The following is a 15,744-nucleotide window of genomic DNA, read 5'->3' as shown; positions in this document are numbered from 1 at the left end:
CCATGGCCGCCCTGCTGCAACAGTTCAAAGAGCGCCTGCCGGCGCGTCGCGACAACGAACACGGCCAGGCCCTGGTCCGGATCGCGCTGATCAGCCTGATCCTGATGTACGTGCTGCTGCCGCCGGTGCGCGCGCAGCTGCCGGCCGCACAGTACGAGGGCGTGCTGGCCATCGTGCTCAGCGGGCTGACCCTGGGCTGCATCCTGCTCGGCTGGATGTGGCTGCGACCGGAGCGCTCGGACACGCGCCGCATCATCGGCATGCTCGCCGATTACGGCCTGATGGCCGCCGGCATGATCCAAATGGGCGAGCCGCTGGGCTGGGTGTATGTGGTGGTGATGTGGGTCACCGTCGGCAACGGCATGCGCTACGGCAACAACTATCTGTACCTGGCCGTGGCCATGGCGATGGTCAGCTTCACCACGACGGTCCTGATGACCGACTACTGGCTGTCCAATCTGAAGCTGGGCATCGGCCTGATCGGCGGCTTGGCCGCGGTGCCCCTGTACTTCTCCAACCTGCTGCGCAAGCTGACCCGTGCCAGCGCCGACGCGCGCCGCGCCAGCGAGGCCAAGAGCCGCTTCCTGGCCAATATGAGCCATGAGTTCCGCACGCCGCTCAACGGCCTGTCGGGCATGACCGAGGTGCTGGCCACCACGCGCCTGGACGCCGAGCAGCGCGAATGCCTGAACACCATCCAGGCCTCGGCCCGCAGCCTGCTGGCGCTGGTGGAGGAGGTGCTGGACATCTCGGCGATCGAGGCCGGCAAGCTGCGCCTGGACATCAGCGAGTTCGCCCCGCGCGAACTGGTCAAGCATGTGGGCTTCATCATGCTGCCGCAGGCCAAGGCCAAGAAGCTGGACTACACCGTCCACTTCGCCGACGACGTGCCGGCCACGCTGATGGGCGATGCGCGCCACCTGCGTCAGGTGCTGATCAATCTGGTCGGCAACGCGGTCAAGTTCACCGACCGCGGCGGCGTGCGCATCCAGGTCGTTACCGTGCCTTCGATCGATGCGCGCGTGCGCCTGCGCTTCACGGTGATCGACACCGGTGTGGGCATCCCGCCGCGGCTGCAGGACCGGCTGTTCGAGGCCTTCGAGCAGGCCGATGTCAGCCTGAGCCGTCGCTACGGAGGCACCGGCCTGGGCGCGGCCATCGCCAAGGGCCTGACCGAGGCCATGGGCGGGGCCATCGGCTTCGAGAGCGAAGTCGGTCTGGGCAGCACCTTCTGGGTCGAAGTGCCGTTCGACGGCGTGGTGCCCAGCGAGACGCCGATGGTGCCGGCGCTGGCCGAGGACGTCGACGAGGTCGAGGACTGGGCCGAGGCAGGCGCCGCGCAGGAGGTGCGCGCGGAGAATGTCATCGCCTTCTCCGATCCCTTCCTGCGTCATCGCGCGCGCGTGCGCAGCATGCAGATCCTGGTGGCCGACGACCACGAGGCCAACCGCATGGTGCTGCAGCGCCTGCTGCAGAAGGCCGGCCACCGCGTGGTCTGCGTCAACGGCGGCGAGGAGGTGCTCGACGCCCTGGCGGTGACCGACTACGACGCGGCCATCATCGATCTGCACATGCCCGGCATGAGCGGGCTGGACCTGCTCAAGGAACTGCGCGTGATGCAGGCCGGCGGCGGGCCGCGCACGCCCGTGCTGGTGCTCAGCGCCGATGTCACCCCGCAATCGATCAGCAGCTGCGAGCAGGCCGGCGCCTACGCCTTCCTGGCCAAGCCGGTGGTGGCGAGCAAGCTGCTGGATGCGCTCAACGACATCGCCAGCAACAGTGGCCTGCGGCAGACGCCGGCCAAGCCCGGCGTGGCGCGGGGCAACGAGGCGGCCGGCGCGAGCCAGGCCGAGGTGTTCGATCCGCACGTGCTGGACGAACTGCTGCAGCTGGGCATGGGCGAGGCCTTCGAACAGGAATTCGTCCAGCAATGCCTCAACGACGCCGAGGCCTGTTTCCACGGCATGCTGCGCGCCGGCGAGCAGCCGGATTGGGAACGCATGCGCGAATACGCACATGCGCTTAAGGGTGTCGCCGGCAACCTGGGCATGTCGCGTCTGGCCGAGGAGAGCGGTCAGTTCATGCGCATGGCCGACTGGCAGATGCTGGCCGAATGGCGCCAGCGCATGCACCAGCTCGACGGCCACTTCCGCATGGGGCGTGAGGCGCTGGCCGCGCGTGCACAGCAGCGCCGCAAGGCGCGCGATGGCGGCGAGCGTTGATCATCCCGCGCCCGAGACAACGGGCGCGCAGCGTCTTTCAGGTTTGATGGAATGACCAACCCCGCCTTGCGGCCGGGTTGGGAATCCATTCCGGCAGGTCAGGCCACCACGTCCAGGCTGGCGCGGCGGGTCTGCGCCTTGACCAGGCGGTCCATGGTACGCAGCGACTTGTCGCCCAGGGCCAGCGCGGTCTCGACCCACACCTTGGTGATCTCCATCAGTTCGTCGTAGCTGACGGCCTGGGCCAGGTTGCGGGCCGAGTTCATCGCAAGATAGGAGTGCGGAATGCGGCGCTGGGTGCGGATCAGGTCCTCGACGGCCGCCACGCCCTGGCCCTTGGGCACCAGGATGTCGACCACGCCCAGCTTGTACATCTCCTCGCTGCTGTAGACGCGGCCTTCCAGGATGATCTTCTCGGCCACCTGCGGCGCCACGCGACGGCACAGGAACGAGTAGGCGCCCATGCCCGGGAACAGGCCGAACAGCACCTCCGGCAGGCCCATGCCGCAGCCTTCCTCGGCCACGATGGTGTGGCAGGCCAGCGCCATCTCCAGGCCGCCGCCCAGCGCATCGCCCTGGATCAGCGCGATGCTGCGCACGTCGCCGCCGAAGCCCACGTGCAGGTGGTGCACACCTTCCACGCAGCGCTGGGCATAGGCCAGCAGACGGTCGCGGTTGCCTTCGCGGATCAGCTGGGTGAACAGGTTCAGATCGCCGCCCAGGTTGTAGGCCGCCGCGTCCGAAGCCAACACGAAGTGGCGCAGCGCGCCGCTGGCGCGTTGCGAGGGGGGCAGGGTGATCTGGTTCATCACCGACCACATTTCGTCGAGCATGTCCTTGCGGCAGCACGGGCGCACGCCGGTGGCGGCATCGGCATGCATGTACAGCCAGTGCGCGTTGCCCTCGTGGGTCGTTTCGGTGCGGATGGTGGAGTAGGTGCGCTGACGCGGCTGGAGCTTTTCGATCAGGTTCATGGCGGCGATCTCTTGAAGGGCGTGAGAGAGAAGGGGGTCGTCGCCGCGTCGGGGGCCGCGGCGACGCCGATCCTACACCTGAACCAAGTGTTAAATGCGTCAAAAAAAGCCCGTGACTCAATGACTTAGAGTAACCCGGGCGAAAGTCCGTTTTTAGTGTGATAGACATCACCAAAGCGCGCAGAGGCCCTCGCCGACGGCCTGCGGCGGGCGCACACTTCCTGAAATGTGTGGGGCGCCGACGCGAGGTCGGCGACCGCCTGCCGCCGCATTCAGCGCGCGGCTTTCTCCTGCTGGCGCAGTTCCTTGCGCAGGATCTTGCCCACGTTGCTCTTGGGCAGCTCGTCCCTGAATTCGATCCGGCGCGGCTGCTTGTAGCCGGTGAGGTTCTCGCGGCAGAACGCCTTGACGTCGGCCTCGCTCAGGGCCGGGTCCTTGCGCACGATGAAGACCTTGACCACCTCGCCGGAGTGCTCGTCCGGCACGCCGACCGCGGCCACTTCCAGCACGCCGGGCATGCCGGCGATCACGTCCTCGATCTCGTTGGGATACACGTTGAAGCCGGACACCAGGATCATGTCCTTCTTGCGGTCGACGATGTAGAAGAAGCCGCGCGCGTCCATCCGCGCCATGTCGCCGGTGTGCAGCCAGCCCTCGTCATCGATGACCTTGGCGGTCTCGTCGGGACGGTTCCAGTAGCCCTTCATGACCTGGGGGCCCTTGATGCACAGCTCGCCGACCGTGTCGTCGCCGCCGGGCAGGGTCTTGCCGTCGTCGTCCTTGAGGCAGCAGTCGGTCGAGGGCACCGGCAGGCCGATGGCGCCGTTGTAGTCGGCCAGGTCCATCGGGTTGATGCATGCCGCCGGCGAGGTCTCGGTCAGGCCGTAGGCTTCGATCAGGGTCACGCCGGTGACCTGCTTCCAGCGCTCGGCCACGCTGCGCTGCACCGCCATGCCGCCGCCCAGGGTCAGGCGCAGATGGCTGAAGTCGATCTGGTCGAAACCTGGCGTATTCAACAGGCCGTTGAACAAGGTGTTGACGCCGGTCATCGCGGTGAACGGCGCCTTGGAGAGCTCCTTGACGAAGCCCTTCATGTCGCGCGGGTTGGTGATCAGGTGGTTGAGGCCGCCGCACTTCATGAAGACCAGGCAGTTCGCCGTCAGGGCGAAGATGTGGTACAGCGGCAGCGCGGTAATGATGTACTCCTCGCCCGGTCGCGTCTTGATGCCGACCCAGGTCGAGGCCTGCTGCATGTTGGCCACCAGGTTGCGGTGGGTCAGCATCGCGCCCTTGGCCACGCCGGTGGTGCCGCCGGTGTACTGCAGGAAGGCGATGTCGTCGGGCTGGATGTCCAGCGGGGGCAGCGGCCTGCTGCCCTGGCGCAGCACGTCCTTGAAGCGCACGGCGCCGGCGATCTCGTAGTCGGGCACCATCTTCTTGACGTACTTCAGGACGAAGTTGACCAGCGGGCCCTTGGGAAAGCCCAGCATGTCGCCCAGCGCGGTGGTGATGACATGGCGCACGCCGCTGCCTTCCAGCGCCTTCTGCGCGGTGACGCCGAAGTTGTCGACCACGATCAGGGTCGACACGCCGGCATCGTGCAGCTGGTGGTGCAGCTCGCGGTCGGTGTAGAGCGGGTTGACGTTCACCACCGTCAGCCCGGCGCGCAGGATGCCGAAGATCGAGAGCGGGTACTGCAGGCAGTTGGGCATCATCACCGCGACGCGGTCGCCGCGCTTGAGCTTGAGCTCATGCAGCAAGTAGCTGGCCATCTGCTGGCTGAGGCGGTCGATGTCGGCGTAGGTCAGCACCTTGCCGAAGTTGGAGAACGCCGGCTTGTCGCGGTAGGTGGCGATGGCCGTGTCCAGCACATCGACGATCGAGCGGTACTCATCGACGTCGATCTCGTGCGGAACTCCTGCGGGATAGCTGGCAAACGAGGGCCGTTCCTGCGTCATCGTGTCAAGCCCCTCCCAGGGTGCTAGGGTCGAGGCGCGGCCGGCCGATCCGGCGTTTCCCCCGAAAAATCGCGATGAGCATACCGGCAGTCGCCGCAAACCGGAATCTTTCCATACCTTTCCGAATGGTCAGGGCGGAGGGATCAGGCGCGGAGGGCTGAAGGGGCGCTCGATGGCGCGCGGTTTGGACCGGTCTTGCGCAGAAGAAAGTCCAGGGCTTGCGCAGCATTGGCGCGCCGGCCGCGGTCGTTTCAAGGGCGACCGGTCAGATCCGGATTCCCGCGCACGCGCAAATCCGGTGCCGTTGACTGTCTGTGCGGAAGTCCATGGGTTCCCGCGTTCGCGGGACCGACGATGGAGTGCTTGCCGATGTCTGATGGGCCACCGGCGCCATGCATGTCATGAACGGGCGGCTGCGGCGCAGAGGGTTGCACGGATTCGAACGCTCCCGCGCGGCTGCGCGGGAGCGGGCGCATCGATGCCGAGGTCAGGCCGCCTGCTTGGCGGCGAGCTGGCGCAGGACGTAGTGCAGCAGGCCGCCGTGACGGAAGTACTCGACTTCCTTCGGCGTCAGCAGCAGCACGCGCACCTCGAACTTGACCTCGCTGCCGTCGGCCTTCTTCGCCACGACCTGCGCGGTCTTGGACGTGCCGTCGTCCAGGCCGGTGATGTCGATCACCTCCGAGCCGTCCAGTTCCAGGGTCTGCGCGTTCTCGCCGTTCTTGAACTGCAGCGGCAGCACGCCCATGCCGACCAGGTTGGAGCGGTGGATACGCTCGAAGCTCTCGGCGATCACGGCCTTGATGCCGAGCAGGTTGGTGCCCTTGGCCGCCCAGTCGCGCGAGGAACCGGTGCCGTATTCCTTGCCGGCCAGAACCACTAGCGGCACACCGTCGGCCTTGTACTTCATCGCCGCGTCATAGATCGCCAGCTTTTCCGGCGTGCCGCCGGCCTTGGGGTAGTACAGCGCGTTGCCGCCTTCCTCGCCGCCGAACACCAGGTTCTTGATGCGGATGTTGGCGAAGGTGCCGCGCACCATCACATCGTCGTTGCCGCGACGGCTGCCGTAGCTGTTGAAGTCGGCCGGCTGCACGCCGCGCTCCTGCAGGAAGCGGCCCGCCGGCGAGTCCTTCTTGATGTTGCCGGCCGGCGAGATGTGGTCGGTGGTGATCGAGTCGCCGAAGATGCCCATCACGCGGGCGCCGTGCACATCGTCGATGGTGCCCGACTGCGCCGACATGCCGTCGAAGTATGGCGGGTTCTTGATGTAGGTCGACTTGGCGTCCCACTGGTACAGGCCGCCGTCGGGCGAGGCGATGTTGTTCCAGCGGCTGTCGCCCTTGAACACGTCGGCGTAGTTCTTCTTGAACATCTCCGGGCCGATGGTCTTGGCGATGAAGTCGCCGATCTCCTTGTTGGTCGGCCAGATGTCCTTGAGGTACACGTCCTGGCCGTCGCTGCCCCTGCCCAGCGGCTGGGTGGTCAGGTCGATGTCGGTGGTACCGGCGATCGCGTAGGCCACCACCAGCGGCGGGGAGGCCAGGTAGTTCATCTTTACTTCCGGGTGCACGCGGCCTTCGAAGTTGCGGTTGCCCGACAGCACCGAGGTCACCACCAAGTCGCCCTTGGCGATGGCGGCCGAGACGTCTTCCGGCAGCGGGCCGGAGTTGCCGATGCAGGTGGTGCAGCCGTAGCCGACCAGGTAGAAGCCGAGCTTCTCCAGGTCGTCCATGACGCCGGCTTTCTTCAGGTAGTCGGTGACCACCAGCGAGCCCGGGCCCAGCGAGGTCTTGACCCACGGCGCGGACTTGAGGCCCTTGGCCACCGCGTTGCGGGCGAGCAGACCGGCGCCCAGCATCACCGCCGGATTGGAGGTGTTGGTGCAGGAGGTGATCGCGGCGATCACCACCGCGCCGTCCTTCAGCTCCCAGCCCGCGCCACTGCTGGCGGCCGGCTCGTTGACCGACTCGTGCGCGCCGACGGCGGTGCCGCCGCCGCCCTCGTTGGCCAGCCGATCCACCTGACGCGCGTCGCTGGCGCGCTTCTTCTCGCGCGCCTCGGCGAACGGCGCCAGGCTGTCGCGGTAGTTCTTCTGCATGTCGCTGAGCAGGACGCGGTCCTGCGGGCGCTTGGGGCCGGCCAGCGAGGGCTTCACCTCGCCCATGTCCAGGTGCAGGGTGGCGCTGTACTGGGCATGTGGGCTATTGGCGTCGTGCCACAGTCCCTGGGCCTTGGCGTAGGCCTCGACCAGGGCGATATGGTCCTCGCTGCGGCCGGACAGGCGCAGGTAGTTCAGCGATTCGGCATCGACCGGGAAGATGCCGCAGGTCGCGCCGTACTCGGGCGCCATGTTGCCGATGGTGGCGCGATCGGCCAGCGGCAGGTGCTGCAGGCCTTCTCCGTAGAACTCCACGAACTTGCCCACCACGCCCAGCTTGCGCAGCATCTGGGTGACGGTCAGCACCAGGTCGGTCGCGGTGGCGCCCTCGGGCAGCTTGCCGGTCAGCTCGAAGCCCACCACCTGCGGGATCAGCATCGAGGAGGGCTGGCCCAGCATCGCGGCCTCGGCCTCGATGCCACCCACGCCCCAGCCCAGCACGCCGATGCCGTTGATCATCGTGGTGTGCGAGTCGGTGCCGAACACCGTGTCCGGATAGGCGTAGCTGACCCCGTCCTTGTCGGCGGTCATGACCACGCGCGCCAGGTGCTCCAGGTTGACCTGGTGGACGATGCCGGTGTTGGGCGGCACCACCTTGAAGTCGTTGAAGGCCTTCTGGCCCCAGCGCAGGAAACTGTAGCGCTCGGCATTGCGCTGGAATTCGATCTTGCCGTTGAGGTCCAGCGCGTCGGGCTTGCCGAACACGTCCACCTGCACCGAGTGGTCGATCACCAGTTCGGAAGGGATCTGCGGGTTGATCTGCTCGGCCTTGCCGCCCAGTTTGACCACCGCATCGCGCATGGCGGCCAGGTCGACCACGCAGGGCACGCCGGTGAAGTCCTGCAGCACCACGCGCGCGGGCATGAAGGCGATCTCGGTGTCCGGCTCGGCCTTGGCGTCCCACTTGGCCACCGCCTCGATGTGCTCGGGCGTGACGCTGACCCCGTCCTCGCCGCGCAGCAGGTTCTCCAGCAGGATCTTCATGGAGTAGGGCAGGCGGGCGATGTCGAAGCGCTCGCCGAGCTTGGGAAGGCTGAAGTAGGTATAGGAGGTTCCCGCCACGTCCAGCGTGCTGCGGGTCTTGAAGGTGTCACTCATGCTCGGGCTCCTGTTCGAGGTGACTTGCGCCAGGACCTGGTGGCCCGGCGCTGGCTGTTCGATGACGGCCTCGCTGTTCAGTATCGGCCTTCCGGCGTGACTGGGGAGTGTCCGGATGGCCTGCTGTGTGCCTGCCGGCACACGATTCCGCTATCGGTATGGAGATCCAAGTATGTATAATCCGTGCATACTTCAAGAGGTGCACTCATGGAAGCCACCGTCGCCGAACGCGGCCAGATCACCCTGCCCAAGGCGGCGCGCGATGCCCTGGGGCTGACCAAGGGCACGCTGCTGAAGGTGGAGCTGGACGGCAGCCGCATCGTGCTGCGCAAGAGCGTGGACGATGCGATCTCCAAGGCCCGCGGGCGCTTCGCGCTGGATGGCTTCGACTCGCCCGAGGCCGCCGTGCGCGCCGCCCGCGAGCCGGCCAAGCGCTGATCCTGCGCCTGTGATCGCCATCGATTCGCCCGTGCTGGTGGACCTGCTGACCGACGGCCCGCAGGCCGATGCGGCCGAGGCCTGCCTGCGCCAGTGCCTGGCCAGCGGCCGGGTCGTGGTCTGCGACATCGCCCTGGCCGAGGTCTGCAGCGCCCTGCGCAACGGCGCCGAGGCGCTGACGGTGCTGGAGGAGATGGGCATCCATTTCAGCGCGCTGGAATCCAAGTCGGCCCTGCGCGCCGGCGAGATGCAGCGCCGCTACCGCCAGCGCGGCGGCGGGCCGCATGCGCTGCCCGATTTCCTCATCGGGGCCCACGCGCTGCTGCAGTGCGACGCGCTGATCACCCACAACCACGCCTTTTACCGCGACTACTTCAAGGGATTGAAGCTGATCGCGCCGCGGGTCTGACCCGCTCCCTCTTCACACACGTTACGTACCGGAGTCGCACATGTTGGAAGCCTATCGCCACCACGTTGCCGAGCGCGCCGCGCTGGGCATCCCGCCGCTGCCGCTGACCGCCCAGCAGACCGCGCAGGTCATCGAACTGCTGAAGAACCCGCCGGCGGGCGAGGCCGACTTCCTGGTCGACCTGATCACCCACCGCGTCCCGGCCGGCGTGGACGACGCCGCCAAGGTCAAGGCCAGCTATCTGGCGGCGCTGGCCTTCGGCAGCGAACAGAACCCGCTGATCAGCCGCGAGCGCGCCACCGAACTGCTGGGCACCATGCTCGGCGGCTACAACGTGCACCCGCTGATCGAACTGCTGGACGATGCCACCGTCGGCGCCATCGCCGCCGACGGCCTGAAGCAGACCCTGCTGGTGTTCGACGCCTTCCACGACGTCAAGGAAAAGGCCGACGCCGGCAACGCCAATGCCGTGGCCGTGCTGCGCAGCTGGGCCGAAGCCGAGTGGTTCACCAGCAAGCCGGAAGTGCCGGCCTCCATGACCCTGACCGTGTTCAAGGTGCCGGGCGAGACCAATACCGACGACCTCTCGCCCGCCCCGGACGCCACCACGCGGCCGGACATCCCCATGCACGCGCTGGCGATGCTGAAGAACAAGCGCGAGGGCGCGCCGTTCGTGCCGGAGGAAGACGGCAAGCGCGGCCCGATCCAGGCCATCGCCGACCTCAAGGACAAGGGCCATCTGGTCGCCTACGTCGGCGACGTGGTCGGCACCGGCTCCTCGCGCAAGTCCGCGACCAACAGCGTGTTGTGGTGGACCGGGCAGGACATTCCCTACATTCCCAACAAGCGCTTCGGCGGCGTGTGCCTGGGCTCCAAGATCGCCCCGATCTTCTACAACACCATGGAAGATGCAGGCGCGCTGCCGATCGAGCTGGACGTGTCGCAGATGGAGCAGGGCGATGTGATCGAACTGCGCCCGTACGAGGGCAAGGCGCTGAAGGACGGCCAGGTCATCGCCGAGTTCAAGGTGAAGTCCGAGGTGCTGTTCGACGAGGTGCGCGCCGGTGGCCGCATCCCGTTGATCATCGGCCGCGGCCTGACCGCCAAGGCGCGTGAGGCGCTGGGCCTGCCGGCCACCGACCTGTTCCGCCTGCCGCAGCAGCCGGCCGACACCGGCAAGGGCTTCTCGCTGGCGCAGAAGATGGTCGGCCGCGCGATCGGCCTGCCGGAAGGCCAGGGCGTGCGTCCGGGCACCTACTGCGAGCCCAAGATGACCTCGGTCGGCTCGCAGGACACCACCGGCCCGATGACCCGCGATGAGCTCAAGGACCTGGCCTGTCTGGGCTTCTCGGCCGATCTGGTCATGCAGTCCTTCTGCCACACCGCCGCGTACCCGAAGCCGGTGGACGTCAAGACCCACCACACGCTGCCGGAGTTCATCTCCACCCGTGGCGGCATCTCGCTGCGCCCGGGCGATGGCGTGATCCACAGCTGGCTCAACCGCATGCTGCTGCCCGACACCGTGGGCACCGGCGGCGACTCGCACACCCGCTTCCCGGTGGGCATCTCGTTCCCGGCCGGCTCGGGTCTGGTCGCCTTCGCCGCGGCCACCGGCGTGATGCCGCTGGACATGCCCGAGTCGGTGCTGGTGCGCTTCAAGGGCAAGCTGCAGCCGGGCGTGACGCTGCGCGATCTGGTCAATGCGATCCCGCTGTACGCGATCAAGCAGGGCCTGCTGACCGTGGCCAAGCAGGGCAAGAAGAACATCTTCTCCGGCCGCATCCTGGAGATCGAGGGCTTGCCGGACCTGAAGGTCGAACAGGCCTTCGAGCTGTCCGATGCCTCGGCCGAGCGCTCGGCCGCCGGCTGCACCGTGCACCTCAACAAGGAGCCGATCATCGAGTACATCAACAGCAACATCACCTTGCTGGGCTGGATGATCGAACAGGGCTACAAGGATCCGCGCAGCCTGCAGCGCCGCATCGACAAGATGAAGGCCTGGCTGGCCGATCCGCAGCTGCTCAAGGCCGACGCCGACGCCGAGTACGCCGCGGTGATCGAGATCGACCTGGCCGACGTGCACGAGCCGATCCTGGCCTGCCCGAACGATCCGGACGACGTGAGGACCCTGTCCGAAGTGGCCGGCGCCAAGATCGATGAAGTGTTCATCGGCTCGTGCATGACCAACATCGGCCACTTCCGCGCGGCCTCCAAGCTGCTGGAAGGCAAGCGCGACATCCCGACCAAGCTGTGGGTCGCCCCGCCGACCAAGATGGATGCCGCCGAGCTGACCAAGGAAGGCCATTACGGGACCTTCGGCACCGCCGGTGCGCGCATGGAGATGCCGGGCTGCTCGCTGTGCATGGGCAACCAGGCGCAGGTGAAGGAGGGCGCGACGGTGTTCTCCACCTCCACCCGCAACTTCCCCAACCGCCGCGGGGCGCAACTCCAACGTGTATCTGGGGTCAGCCGAACTGGCCGCCATCTGCTCGCGCCTGGGCCGCATCCCGACCAAGGCCGAGTACATGGCCGACATCGGCGTGCTCGACGCCAATGCCGCGGACATCTACCGCTACATGAACTTCGACCAGATCGAGGATTACCAGATAGGCGAGAAGACCGCCGCCTGATCGTCCCGCGCAACGCGACGCTGGAAAGCCCGGTCCTGTGCCGGGCTTTCCGCATTTGCAGGACCATCCGCTGTAGCTTGCGGTTTCCCGGGACGCCTGCGCCGGCTGCGGACCATGAGCGTCACCGGACAGCGAGATGGCTTTCAGACATGCAGAGGACATCGTCGAAATACGGGATCGCGCTTGAAGCACAGAGCGGACAGTCCGCATGAGCAATGCGCGCGTCTTTTGTAGACAGCTGGCCGGACTGATGAGCCTTGGCAAGGTGTCGCAGAAGAGTGCGGCGGTGGATTCCGAGCTGCTTGCTGACCTGCCTGGTGCTCCAGCCATGGTGATTGAGCAGATGCCAGGCTTGCTGGCACTGCGCCGGGCTCAGCGACGGCAGCCGTCCCAGACGCTTGCCCTCCGCGCGTGCGACCGCCACGCCTGCGCGGGTGCGTTCGCTGATCAGGTTGTGCTCGAACTCGGCCAGCGGGGCCATCATGTGGAATACCAACCGGCCGCCCGAGGATGAGGTGTCGATATGTTCGGTAACGGACTGAAAGCCGATTCCGCGCTTTCCCAGGTCGTCCAGTAGACGGACCAGGTCGATGAGCGAGCGTCCTAGTCTGTCCAGCCGCCATACCACCAGTTTTCCGCCTGGTGTGAGGTTCTGCATGGCCTGACTGAGGCCGGGACGCAATGCCAGGCGACCGGAGATGCCGTGGTCGGAAAAGATCGCGTGACATCCGCAGGCCTCGAGCGCTCGCAATTGCAAGGCGAGATTCTGTTCGCAGGTGGAAACGCGTGCGTAGCCGACAATCATGAGTTACTCCTGATCGCTATCCTGCCTATCTTGTTTCTGGTTGACTTGTGGGCATGGAACCCCCCGTGCGCCCGTTCGAGAACAGGCGCGAAAATGTCCTTCTGTCGGTGTGATCGATCGCTCTGACGCCAGCGGATCCGCCAGAAAAGTTCAAGGCCCGCTGCAAGCTTCGTGGAATTGAATCCCCCAGCCTCCGTGTTGCGACACTTGATTCGCGTCGGACCCCGAATGCGCTGGCTAATATTTCGCCAGCTCGCGTGAGCGCCCGGTGAGGGTGGCTTGCGGAACGACCGAGCTTTCCTTGCGTTGAAGCTTGTCTACATATCGCAGTTCCCGTGCGAATGTGTCACGCGTGCTAACGCCCAAGCCGGCGGGCGCGAGCGCGCGTAAATTCGTCAAACGTGGAATGAAGAAGAATCAGGACGCGGGTTGAAGCCACCGTCCTCCGGCGTCGGCTGCATCGAGCGGACAACTGCATTTCTTAGGTCCGATCTCGATCGCCGTTGGAGCGGCCAGGACGCTCACCGACAAGCGCCACGATCGCGTTGATGCAGAGTGCGTCCTGGCCACACTCGCTCATGCATGATCCATTGCGCCGACAGGACCTTTCGACCCCGGCTTTGATCAAAGGCCGGCGGGCGCATTGGCGCTGGATGCCGCGCCAGATGATGGTTCCGTCGATGCACTCAACCTTCTTAGTCCGCGCTGAAGCGTGCGGGGGTGCACGCCGAGATCCCTCGCGATCTCGGCCATGGACTGTTGGCCCTGGTCGCGCAGGAACGCGGCCGTATGCAGTTGCCCCGTGCTCAGCAGCGGCAGCCGGCCGATCCGCTTGCCGGCAATGCGTGCGGAGGCAAGCCCGGCCCGGGTGCGCTCGCTGATCAACGTGCGCTCGAACTCGGCCAGCGCCGCCATGAAGTGAAATACCAATCGCCCCCCGGAAGTCGAGGTGTCGATGCTTTCGGTGAGCGAGTGGAAGGCCACGCCCCGATCACCCAGCGCCTCGAGGAGCTGCACGAGGTGGGGCAGGGAACGCCCCAGCCTGTCCAGTCGCCACACGGCCAGCGTATCGCCGGGCTTGAGGCTGTCCATCGCCCTGTCAAGACCCGGCCGGGACCGGGTGGCCCCTGAAACGCCGCGATCCTTGTAGATGCGGTCGCAACCTAGACGCTGCAGGGCTTGGACCTGGAGATCGAGATTCTGATCCTCGGTCGAGACCCTTACGTAACCAATGATCATTCCTACGGAACCACCCTGAAGAGACGGGCGTGGCTCCCAGCGCGAGCAGCGATGTCGGTCGTGCGAATGACAAAACTGACCAAAGTATGCCGGGGGTCACACCTTGAGTTGACACAACGGATCCTTATCGCCACAGGGCGGTTTGCGAAGCTGAACAGGGCAAAAATCAGCTGATCGAGCCATCTGTGAGGATCGTCACACAACCGATCCATTGTGTACCCACTCCCTACTTTTGGCGAGCTTGACAGGCAGCAGCCGATCGGAGGCCGTCCGGTGAAGGTCGGGGTGACGCGGGACGATGCGGACCCGGTGCTGGTCGAGCTGTACAACCGCGATCACCTGGCGGCGGTGTACGGGGAGGACTTCGCGGCGGCAGCGTTACTCGCCCTGCAGCGCCGCGCCCATGGATGGGGTGGCTCGGTTTCGGTGGTGGATGACAGGCGCTTTCTGGTAGCGCTGGCGCCGGATGCGGATCGCGATCCCCCCGACCTCGCCGAGGCGTCGCTGGTGGAACGCTGGCAGCGTGCCTTCAGCGCCGCGCCTTTCGCTTTCGGTCAGCAGCGCGCCCTGCTCGCGGTCGGCGTCGGTCGGGCGACCCTGGGCGCCGGCCTCAGACAGATGGATGGCGGCCATTTCCAGCTTCAGGAAATCGAGTGCCGCAACAGCGGTGCGCCGCTGCTCCTGCCGCCGCAGTGCGGCTGGTCGTGGCGTCTGGGCTACGAGCTGGACATGGAAGCGGCCCTGGCGTTCCACGAGGCGCTGGCGCAGGGTCGTGCGCACCTGGCGTTCCAGCCCATCGTCAGCTCCGCGCAGCTGGCGGCCCGGCTCTCGCACACGGCCGAATCGGGGCCGACCGGCGTGCCGCTCTACCAGGAAGCGTTGCTGCGGATGGTCGCCCGCGATGGCGAGGCGCCTTTGTCCGCCAGCAGACTGGTGGCGGCCCTGGAGCGCCTGGGACTGGTGCGGCTGTTCGATCAGGCGGTGCTGTCCGCGGTAATCCGCGTGCTTGAGGCGCAGCCGGATCTCAGCCTCGGCTGCAATCTGTCGTCCCTGAGCCTGGTCCCGGATGAGGGCTGGTGGGGAAGCGTCCTGGCCCGACTCAAGGCGCGGCCCAGCGTCGCTTCGCGGCTGACCTTCGAGATCACCGAGACCGCGCCGCTGCGCGACTTCGACCACGCAGTGGCCCTGATCAGGCGGCTGAAGGCGCTGGGCTGCCGGATCGCCATCGACGATCTGGGCGTTGGCCACACCCGTCTGGACTTCGTACGCGCGATCAGGCCCTCGATCATCAAGATCAGCGCGGATCTGGTGCATGACGCGGCGGTCAACCGGACCGCGTCCGAACAGTTGGAGCGCCTGGGCGCCATGGCCGCGGCGTTCGCGCCCGTCGTGGTGGCCGAAGGGATCGGGACACGACGGCAGATGGACGCCGCGTGGGAGGCCGGCATCCATTGGCTGCAGGGCGAAGCCGCGGCGGCGCACATCCTGCCCAGCCCGCAGGTCTCGCTGCGTCTGCCCTGCGAGCAGATCTCGTGGAGCTAGATCGCGCGACCCGACAGGTAGACGCGCCGCGCGACCGCATCCGCGGTCCGCGCCTCGGGCGCGCGTCGGTCATCGCTGGTGGCCGCGCCACGCGCCATCCCCAAGCGGCCGGGCAGTCCGGCCGCTGGACGTCGGACGCCTCGCAGAAGCCGGGCGCCGCGCACACATCTTCAGTTCGGTTCACGCATGCATGGATGCGTTGCTTCCGTAGCACCAAAGCGGGTCAGAAGACCTCACTTGACCGACATCGCTGACGTCACGAGCGGGCAGC

9 protein-coding genes and 1 pseudogene are annotated in these 15,744 nt (G+C 66.7%); 5 read left to right on the top strand and 5 right to left on the bottom strand.

Annotated features, from left to right (window positions below; genetic code table 11):
• The first annotated feature begins 2 nt into the window (after positions 1–2).
• Complete coding sequence (locus ACFJIT_RS07485) at positions 3–2,222, top strand: ATP-binding protein (RefSeq protein ID WP_379655464.1); 2,220 nt, start codon at positions 3–5, stop codon at positions 2,220–2,222.
• A 98-nt stretch (positions 2,223–2,320) separates the two neighbouring features.
• On the opposite strand, the gene ACFJIT_RS07480 is transcribed toward ACFJIT_RS07485, so the two are convergent.
• The 3 genes from ACFJIT_RS07480 to acnA form a co-directional block, all read right to left on the bottom strand.
• The gene (locus ACFJIT_RS07480; RefSeq protein WP_130533038.1) at positions 2,321–3,196 is read right to left on the bottom strand and encodes a crotonase/enoyl-CoA hydratase family protein; all 876 of its coding nucleotides are present in this window, start codon (positions 3,194–3,196) and stop codon (positions 2,321–2,323) included.
• A 272-nt stretch (positions 3,197–3,468) separates the two neighbouring features.
• Positions 3,469–5,154, bottom strand: a complete 1,686-nt coding sequence (locus ACFJIT_RS07475) for an AMP-binding protein (protein ID WP_379655463.1) — start codon at positions 5,152–5,154, stop codon at positions 3,469–3,471.
• 487 nt (positions 5,155–5,641) lie between these two features.
• Positions 5,642–8,410 (bottom strand): aconitate hydratase AcnA, encoded by a 2,769-nt coding sequence (gene acnA / locus ACFJIT_RS07470; protein WP_379655462.1) that lies wholly within the window; start codon positions 8,408–8,410, stop codon positions 5,642–5,644.
• A 207-nt stretch (positions 8,411–8,617) separates the two neighbouring features.
• Between acnA and ACFJIT_RS07465 the strand changes: the two genes are divergently transcribed.
• From ACFJIT_RS07465 to ACFJIT_RS07455, 3 genes and pseudogenes are all read left to right on the top strand, one after another.
• Positions 8,618–8,848, top strand: a complete 231-nt coding sequence (locus tag ACFJIT_RS07465; protein WP_379655461.1) for an AbrB/MazE/SpoVT family DNA-binding domain-containing protein — start codon at positions 8,618–8,620, stop codon at positions 8,846–8,848.
• A 10-nt stretch (positions 8,849–8,858) separates the two neighbouring features.
• Complete coding sequence (locus ACFJIT_RS07460) at positions 8,859–9,257, top strand: type II toxin-antitoxin system VapC family toxin (RefSeq protein ID WP_130518614.1); 399 nt, start codon at positions 8,859–8,861, stop codon at positions 9,255–9,257.
• 40 nt (positions 9,258–9,297) lie between these two features.
• Positions 9,298–11,887 (top strand): annotated as a pseudogene (locus tag ACFJIT_RS07455) (bifunctional aconitate hydratase 2/2-methylisocitrate dehydratase).
• Between the two features lie 121 nt (positions 11,888–12,008).
• Here the strand turns inward: ACFJIT_RS07455 and ACFJIT_RS07450 are convergent.
• Both ACFJIT_RS07450 and ACFJIT_RS07445 read right to left on the bottom strand, forming a co-directional pair.
• Positions 12,009–12,692: a recombinase family protein gene (locus ACFJIT_RS07450; RefSeq protein WP_379655460.1), complete on the bottom strand. Its 684-nt coding sequence runs from the start codon at positions 12,690–12,692 to the stop codon at positions 12,009–12,011.
• 624 nt (positions 12,693–13,316) lie between these two features.
• The gene (locus ACFJIT_RS07445) at positions 13,317–13,931 is read right to left on the bottom strand and encodes a recombinase family protein (RefSeq protein WP_379655459.1); all 615 of its coding nucleotides are present in this window, start codon (positions 13,929–13,931) and stop codon (positions 13,317–13,319) included.
• Positions 13,932–14,204: 273 nt separating this feature from the next.
• On the opposite strand from ACFJIT_RS07445, the gene ACFJIT_RS07440 reads away from it, so the two are divergent.
• Entirely contained in the window at positions 14,205–15,473 is a 1,269-nt protein-coding gene (locus tag ACFJIT_RS07440; protein WP_379655458.1) for an EAL domain-containing protein, read from the top strand.
• The last annotated feature ends 271 nt before the right edge of the window (positions 15,474–15,744 follow it).

Origin of the sequence: Pseudoxanthomonas sp. UC19_8 (assembly GCF_042700505.1) — a bacterium.
Taxonomy (GTDB): domain Bacteria; phylum Pseudomonadota; class Gammaproteobacteria; order Xanthomonadales; family Xanthomonadaceae; genus Pseudoxanthomonas_A; species Pseudoxanthomonas_A winnipegensis.
The sequence above is the reverse complement of the archived record's forward strand: the minus strand, read 5'-3'. Positions and strand labels throughout refer to the sequence as shown.

Excerpts from the sequence above, each read along its gene's own strand:
- ACFJIT_RS07450 (WP_379655460.1), bottom strand. The coding sequence starts at position 12,692 with ATGATTGTCGGCTACGCACGCGTTTCCACCTGCGAACAGAATCTCGCC.
- ACFJIT_RS07480 (WP_130533038.1), bottom strand. The coding sequence starts at position 3,196 with ATGAACCTGATCGAAAAGCTCCAGCCGCGTCAGCGCACCTACTCCACC.
- ACFJIT_RS07445 (WP_379655459.1), bottom strand. The coding sequence starts at position 13,931 with ATGATCATTGGTTACGTAAGGGTCTCGACCGAGGATCAGAATCTCGAT.
- ACFJIT_RS07465 (WP_379655461.1), top strand. The coding sequence starts at position 8,618 with ATGGAAGCCACCGTCGCCGAACGCGGCCAGATCACCCTGCCCAAGGCG.
- ACFJIT_RS07475 (WP_379655463.1), bottom strand. The coding sequence starts at position 5,154 with ATGACGCAGGAACGGCCCTCGTTTGCCAGCTATCCCGCAGGAGTTCCG.
- ACFJIT_RS07485 (WP_379655464.1), top strand. The coding sequence starts at position 3 with ATGGCCGCCCTGCTGCAACAGTTCAAAGAGCGCCTGCCGGCGCGTCGC.
- acnA (WP_379655462.1), bottom strand. The coding sequence starts at position 8,410 with ATGAGTGACACCTTCAAGACCCGCAGCACGCTGGACGTGGCGGGAACC.